The 6,980-nt window shown below is 47.2% G+C and carries 8 protein-coding genes; 3 read left to right on the forward strand and 5 right to left on the reverse strand.

What is annotated here, in order from left to right; genetic code table 11:
• Window positions 1–208: 208 nt before the first annotated feature.
• Entirely contained in the window at window positions 209–1,681 is a 1,473-nt protein-coding gene (locus H6F50_RS05690; RefSeq protein WP_242028911.1) for an ATP-binding protein, read from the reverse strand.
• A 470-nt stretch (window positions 1,682–2,151) separates the two neighbouring features.
• Here H6F50_RS05690 and H6F50_RS05695 point away from each other — a divergent pair, with 470 nt between their 5' ends.
• Window positions 2,152–2,472, forward strand: coding sequence for a DUF3155 domain-containing protein (locus H6F50_RS05695; RefSeq protein ID WP_190414413.1), 321 nt, complete (start codon window positions 2,152–2,154; stop codon window positions 2,470–2,472).
• Window positions 2,473–2,636: 164 nt separating this feature from the next.
• Here the strand turns inward: H6F50_RS05695 and H6F50_RS05700 are convergent, their stop codons facing one another.
• The 3 genes from H6F50_RS05700 to H6F50_RS05710 all read right to left on the reverse strand — a co-directional run bounded on the left by H6F50_RS05700 (window position 2,637) and on the right by H6F50_RS05710 (window position 4,406).
• Window positions 2,637–3,170, reverse strand: a complete 534-nt coding sequence (locus H6F50_RS05700) for a cofactor assembly of complex C subunit B (protein WP_190427297.1) — start codon at window positions 3,168–3,170, stop codon at window positions 2,637–2,639.
• A gap of 100 nt (window positions 3,171–3,270) precedes the next feature.
• The gene (locus H6F50_RS05705) at window positions 3,271–3,624 is read right to left on the reverse strand and encodes a PadR family transcriptional regulator (protein ID WP_190414485.1); all 354 of its coding nucleotides are present in this window, start codon (window positions 3,622–3,624) and stop codon (window positions 3,271–3,273) included.
• A 188-nt stretch (window positions 3,625–3,812) separates the two neighbouring features.
• Window positions 3,813–4,406 (reverse strand): hypothetical protein, encoded by a 594-nt coding sequence (locus H6F50_RS05710; RefSeq protein WP_242028912.1) that lies wholly within the window; start codon window positions 4,404–4,406, stop codon window positions 3,813–3,815.
• 136 nt (window positions 4,407–4,542) lie between these two features.
• Here H6F50_RS05710 and H6F50_RS05715 point away from each other — a divergent pair, with 136 nt between their 5' ends.
• Complete coding sequence (locus tag H6F50_RS05715; RefSeq protein WP_190427300.1) at window positions 4,543–5,136, forward strand: DUF3611 family protein; 594 nt, start codon at window positions 4,543–4,545, stop codon at window positions 5,134–5,136.
• 135 nt (window positions 5,137–5,271) lie between these two features.
• Complete coding sequence (serS, locus tag H6F50_RS05720) at window positions 5,272–6,564, forward strand: serine--tRNA ligase (protein WP_190427302.1); 1,293 nt, start codon at window positions 5,272–5,274, stop codon at window positions 6,562–6,564.
• Window positions 6,565–6,704: 140 nt separating this feature from the next.
• Here serS and H6F50_RS05725 read toward each other — a convergent pair.
• A partial coding sequence (locus H6F50_RS05725; protein WP_190427313.1) for a 6,7-dimethyl-8-ribityllumazine synthase occupies window positions 6,705–6,980 on the reverse strand: 276 nt, incomplete at its 5' end.

The following is a 6,980-nucleotide window of genomic DNA, read 5'->3' on the forward strand; positions in this document are numbered from 1 at the left end:
CGCCCGTCTGAAGGCGCTCGGATTGAGGACTTTCAACTGTTGGTAGAGCATGAGCAGATTCAGTAACGCTTACCTACTTTTGGCTCATTTTCTTGATTCATGCAAGAGGTCTATTGATGAGTGCTATACCATGCAGACCCATCGCCCCAGATAAGTAATCGTATTACCAATTACCAGCTCAAATACAAATAAATGGAAGAGCAACTTATCAAACTTCATCTTCGCCCTTTAAGGCTTCAGTTAGTAACCAGACAATAAAGGTCGTTCCGGGTCCTTGAGTGTGGGGAATACTGCGATCGAGCCAGTTGCGTTCGGCGGGGCTAATGACTTCAATTTCGCCCTGCATTTGTTCTACTAAATCTCTCGCGATCGCTAAACCCAATCCACTCCCCGGAATCTCAGTTTCTGCCTGGACGCCTCGGTAATGTCGCTCAAACAAATGCTCTTTATCTTGCACGGGAATGCCAGGGCCAGTATCGCTAATTGCGATCGCCTGAAAATCTCCTTGAGAAGTATGTCGTCGATTTCCTGCCTGAATGTAAACTTGCCCACCCGCCGGGGTATATTTCAAAGCATTGTCAATCAGATTGCTTAACACTTCGCGCAGTACTTTGGCATTGGCTTGTACTGGCGGCAAATTCGGAGGAATTTCTGCTAATAAAGCCAGATTTTTTTCTTGGGCGATCGCGCTGGATGTCACCACTAGCGGTTCCAAAACTTTCGCCACCGAGCAGGATTCCAATGCCAGCGCTCTCGTCGGAATTGTTTGAGGCTCCAATCCCAAGGGAGAGTACAGATTTCCTAAATCTTCACCTTTTCGGGGAAGCGGGCAAGACGGGGCAATCGGCACGGGAACTGCATCGTAAGAACGATCCGCGATTTGCCCGTACAAAGGCACTAACTCTCCTTCGTCCATATCCACTGCCCGATCGAACTGTAGAAGCAACTCTTGCAAGCGATCGCTTTCACGCACGATGCTGTTGGCAACTTCGCGGTTCGCATCTCCAGGTACCAATCGTCTGAGGAGCAACTTGCCAAACGTCCGTAAGGCGGTCATGGGATTGCGAAACTGATGTATCAGATCGTCCATGAGATCGCGCTGTTGAGCCTGAAGATGACGCTGCTGACTCAGCTGTTGCTCAAACCATTGGGAACGCCGATCCAGAATACAAGCGCTCGCCAGTGTATCGGCAATCCGTTCAATCGCGGTTCGTTCCCGCTGGTTCCAAGGTCTATCTTCACGAGCTGTCACCAGCAGCCCCATCACCACACCTTCATGCAACAAAGGCACCACAATTTGGCGCGAGGAGCTACTCAAGTCAGCATCGGCGAAGAGCGATCGCTGGAGGGGCGATGTCCCCGCCTTTGCCTGCAATTCATCAATCGTTTCTTCTTTCCCGACTTCAGCCGCCGATTCCGTTGAACCCGTCTCAGAAACCGCATCGGACTCCTGAGGAACCGGAGATGCCGCTGACAATAACCGAGGAATGGATGCCAACGGTCGATCGGAAAATCCCAAAGCCGAAATCTCATCCGTTTCCCATTCCACCGCTGTCTGTGGGTAAGCAACAACCGGCCTTAGCTTAGTTGGGACGCCCTCTACCAGTTCTTCCGTTAAATACACAACACTCAAGGCAGCTTCCAGTCCTTGAGTTAATAGTGCTACTTGTGATTGGCACAAAGTTATGAATTCTGAACTGGTAGACATAGACACATTCGCTTATACTTGGGTACTTGACAGCGAGGAAAATTGCATTTATCGGATCGGGTTTTCTTCCGTCGATCCTGACACGCAATTGCGCTGAAGCGGCAAAGGTCGTGCAAAGACCTCATTTTTGTTTCTTTTTATTACAAAAATTTTAGCGAGCTTTCATGATAGTTTGGTTACAAAACTGCTTCCAAACTGGCTAAATTTTGTCAAGGTCGAATAAATATAGCCCTTTATACGCTATATCTAGGCTCAAGTTTAGACAAGCTTGCATATATAGCGTCTATTGCCCGTTCTGCTGCTGTCGATTTTAATTTCTGAGGGCTGTAATGTTTGTATCAATCGGTAAAAAGCGGTTGATATTTTGAACTCAAACCGATATACTTGCGACGGTTTTTGTATCTATCATTACAACTGTCAGAATTAAAGGGGAGGTAAGGAGGTTGGCTAGAAGACGCAAGCGGAAAAGTCGCCGTCGCCAGGAAGGACGTAGAATTTTAGAGCATGTCCCTCAGTATAGTATTGAAAGTGGCGAAGATAAACCAGTCACCGCCGCGCGAAAGTTTATTCAAACCGAAGGAATCCTTCCGCCTGCTTTGCTGCTCGTGAAGCGGAACGAACACACCACAGATCGGTACTTTTGGGCGGAAAAGGGGCTATTTGGTGCCCAATATGTTGAAGAAAATCATTTTCTGTTTCCTAGCCTTAGGATAATCGACAATCCTGTGGAAAAGCCTACCCTCGCCGCTGTTCGTAGCAGCTGAAGTTTTAGGCATTAAACGTGAAAACTCGGTTATAGGGGCGGTTCGCGAACCGCCCCTATTGTTTTATAGGAGGAATTTTGAATTTTTCCTTCTAATTAAAATTCTTTTGGATTCACAAACTGACCAGGTTTTAGAATTTTTTAAGATTTTTAGCCAGAGAGTTGTCATTCGCAAGGCTTTAATTGCAGTTCCTGTTGCAATTGAGCCAATTCATCACGATGGGCGATGACAGTAATTAAACTTCTGGTCTCTTTTTCGACACCTGCAAATGTTTCCACCTTCAGGGAAACTTGTTCGCTGCGTCCAGCTTTTTTCCAGTAAAAAACGCCAGCGGCTGGTGAAAGGAGAACCAAACCTAGGAAAATTTTAGCGAATTGGGGAAATAGGATTGCTAAAACCAACGCCAAACAAAGAAAGCCACAAAAAGCTAATAAGCTCAGAAAAATTGCCAAAAACCAGCTGGGGCGGACAAAGCCTTGGAATGTAACTTGATTTTGCTTTGCATCCACCGCCGTAATCCGGTAAGCACGCCGATCGAAATATTGTTGCAATTGAATTAAAATTGATTCTTCTGGTTGCTCCGCAATCAGTTTCACTTGTTGCGTTCGATCCTTAGCGGAGGCTCGGATAAAGAAAAATAGACCGACTGCTAACAACAGTGTTAGCAGAAATGTTGAAGAGAGAATTGTCGTATTCACGAATTTCTAGATAGGACAATGGAAAATAGGCTCTTGTCCAAGAGATACAAGATCGCCTATAACCTATAGCCTATCGCAAGAGAGCTTCTTTGGGATTGGCTCAGATGGCTTGAGATTCTCTCATTGTGTATTCATCCCAAAGGCGAGCTAGGTCATGAGCCTGTTCCAGACACTCTGGGCGAATTTGATACATTCGACGAGGTCTTCCTCTGCCTTCCACTTTTTTCCAATACCCTGTGATAGCGGCTTGGTCTTCCAGAAATTTTAAGGCGCTGTATAAGACGGTATCAGAAAGCCGATAGGTAGGATATTCACTCTCTAGTCGCCCGATGAGTTCTGTTCCATAGGATTCTCCGCTCATCAAAACTGAAAGGACATAACACACCGCTAGTTCCTTGTTGAGATAAGTGGGAGGAGGGTCTTGAAAAAACTGATAAATATCCTCAAATTTCATCTGCATAATTCACTGAACTCCCAGCCAAATAAATTGGATTAGGATCGGTTTCCCCAATCTAACGATGCCTTTATCAATCAGAAAACACACCCCAAACAAGGCTGCTATCACTGGTGTATTAAGACCGCGAACGATCAAAAGCAGCGCGTGATGTCAGCTGGCAAAATGACAGAACGATACCATCAATTTTAGACACTCAATTCTGGGTTGGCCTGCCAGACTTCACGGATGATTTTGCCATCCTTATCAAATTGCACCTGGTAGGAAAGCGACAAAACAACAGGGGTTCCGTGCTTGGACTTGGCATAGATCGTGATGACTGCTTCGACAGCGCGATCGCGTTGCTGTTGTTTAACAACCTGGAAATCTTGGATTTTGTACTTCGAGAAGAATTCTTCCCAGGCTGGGTAGATGGATTTCCCCTGATAGACTTCGTCCAGAACGCCATAGGAGCGCATTAAAATGGCATTGTCACTGTATTGCGTGACTGTTCGCTCCGGGTTTTCCGTAGCGATCGCTGCCCAATGTTTTTGCGCTACCGAAAGCGGTTTCGGTATCACCGTCCTTTGATAGGCTGCCAAACTACCTACCAAAGCAACTGCATAAGCGACGGAGAGTAAATGCTTCCTGAGATTTGGTTGCAGGAATTTCATCATGCTGCTTCCACTTCGAGAGGGCTGCTCTGGAAATGGCAGGCCGTCATCAAAGCCAAGTAAATTAGAAGCCTGCTCTCGAAAGAAAGACGGCTCCATTGGGTTAAAAGTTCTCCAGAGGTTAAACATCTTTGAATTTTGCTGCCCCATTGCCTCAAACTGGTGGTTAGGAAGATTACCGTATAAATTTGGGATTGCATTACTTGTTCAACAAAACGCTCTGTTTATAGATAAATCCGGAATTAAACCGATTTAAAATCAATTTATGCGAGAACAGTTCGATTCATCTCCCGTTCCTTCAGCTCTACAGCGAATCGCTGGCTCTTTTCGGATCGCTGGCTGGGCTGGCTTCTGGGTTCAGTTAGTCCTAGCCGTTGTTTCGAGCATAATTTTCTTGTTTGCCATCCCCGCCGCCCAGCCGCGTGCCAGTGGCGCTGCCGCTGCTAGCCCAGGGACGGGTGGCAGTATCTTTTTTGCAGTTTGCGGTCTTTTAGTGCTGTATTTCAGTGTTTATCAAGCTTGGCGTTACACCCGTTTGGGCATACAGCTAAAAGATCCTAATCCCAACCTCCGCCCGAAAAAGGCAGATACGATTAAAGTTTTAAGGTTTGGATTACTCGTTAGTTTAGGAGGATTATTATTAGCAGTTCTGGGCGCAGAAGCGATTACCGGCACTCTGCTGGCAAAGTCGCTGGCTCAGGCTCAAGGTGGGGTAGCCATCTACGATCCCCAATTTATTAATCGGTTGATTCAACCTTTAGATATTTTTGTGGTGCTGGCGAATACACATACAATTACCGCTCATTTTGCCGGGATTGTTGTTTCCTTGTGGTTGTATAGTCGCATCAACCGACAGTAATGGAGGCAAAGGGTCGAATTGCGGCATCAGCAAGTAAAGAAGGCTGAGAGCGCATACAGACTCTCGGCTGTATCATCGCGATCGCGCGATCGCAGTGTATCCTGATTAATTGGCAAAAAAAGCTGGAAAAAATCTGTGCTAGACCTCAAGCAGATACGGGAAAATTCCGAAGGTGTACAAGAGCGCCTGAATCGTCGCGGGATCGGGCAATATGACCTACAGCCGATTTTGCAGCGCGACCAGCAGCAACGAGAACTAGAAGCAAAGCGAAGTCAGCTCCAAGCTCGTGGGAACGAAATCGGCAAATTAGTCGGTCAAAAAATTAAATCAGGTAGCGATCCCAACGGCTCAGAAATCCAAGCATTGCGGGAAGAAGGCAACCAAATCAAAAACCAGATTGCCGAACTTGAACCCCAGGAAAGAACCCTGAAAGCCGAGTTAGAAGCGCTCTTGTTATCGTTTCCTAACTTACCCAGTGAGTCCACACCCATTGGTAAAAGTGAAGAAGAGAATGTAGAAGTCCGCCGCTGGGGGGATGAATACTTGCCTCAAAACTCCGAAATTCTTCCCCATTGGGAAATTGGCGAACAACTAGGAATTCTTAACTTTGAGCGCTCGGCTAAAGTTGCACAAAGTCGTTTTGTCACGCTAATTGGTGCTGGTGCTGCCTTAGAAAGAGCTTTAATTAGCTTCATGCTCGACCAGCAAATCGCGGCTGGATATGTAGAAGTCATTCCCCCCTTTCTGATCAACAGCGAATCGCTTACCGCCACAAGTCAGCTGCCCAAATTTGCCGACGAAAGCTTTAAATGCGCTCAAGATGACTTGTGGCTCGCTCCCACGGCTGAAGTGCCGGTGACGAATCTCTATCGAGACGAAATTTTGGAGGCGTCGCAGCTGCCTATCTATCACTGTGCCTATACTCCCTGTTTTCGCCGGGAAGCAGGTAGCTACGGACGAGACACGCGAGGGCTAATTCGACTGCACCAATTTAATAAAGTCGAGTTAGTAAAACTTGTCCATCCCAATAACTCTGCCGCAGAGCATGAATCGTTGGTACAAAATGCCGAGGCAATTTTGCAGGCATTGAAGTTGCCTTATCGCGTCATTGAGTTATGCACTGGGGATTTAGGGTTTGGGGCAGCAAAGTGCTACGACTTAGAGGTATGGCTCCCTTCTGCTGAGAAATACCGCGAGATTTCTAGCTGCTCCAATTTTATGGATTTTCAGGCGCGACGCGGCAGCATTCGTTTCAAAGAAGCTGGAAAAAAAGGAACCCAATTTGTCCACACGTTGAATGGTTCCGGATTAGCAATCGGGCGCACAATGGCAGCGATTCTGGAGAACTATCAACAACCCGATGGCACCATCAAGATACCCGAAGCGCTGCAACCTTACCTAGGACGAGAAGTGCTAGGGCAAAAATGAAGGATGTCCGGCTTTGCCCTTCCCGAAGGGTGGCATGAAAGACGAGAGATCAATCTTTCTAAATTCGCGGCCTAAATTTGCAGCTCTGGGCGGGAAAACCCCGCCCCAGCTCTCAGCGCACCCGACTCACAGTGCAACGATCAAAGAGAATCAGATGCGTTGCGCTCAACTGCTGACTCTGGAGAAATCGCCAGGTTCGGCGAAACTGGCAGTGCTTGAGTAGTCACTGTATGAACCGCATTGTTACCGTAGGATGTGCCACCGGCATTCCCTTTGAGCTGCTGCATCAAGCTTGCCATCTCAAGAGCATTCATCGCATAGCCCCAGCCGTTGTTACTCTTGATGCCAGCTCTTTCCAAGGCTTGTTGCATCGTATCTACTGTCAAAATGCCAAAAATGATCGGCACACCCGTTTG

Source organism: Coleofasciculus sp. FACHB-712 (genome assembly GCF_014695635.1).
GTDB lineage: Bacteria > Cyanobacteriota > Cyanobacteriia > Cyanobacteriales > FACHB-T130 > FACHB-T130.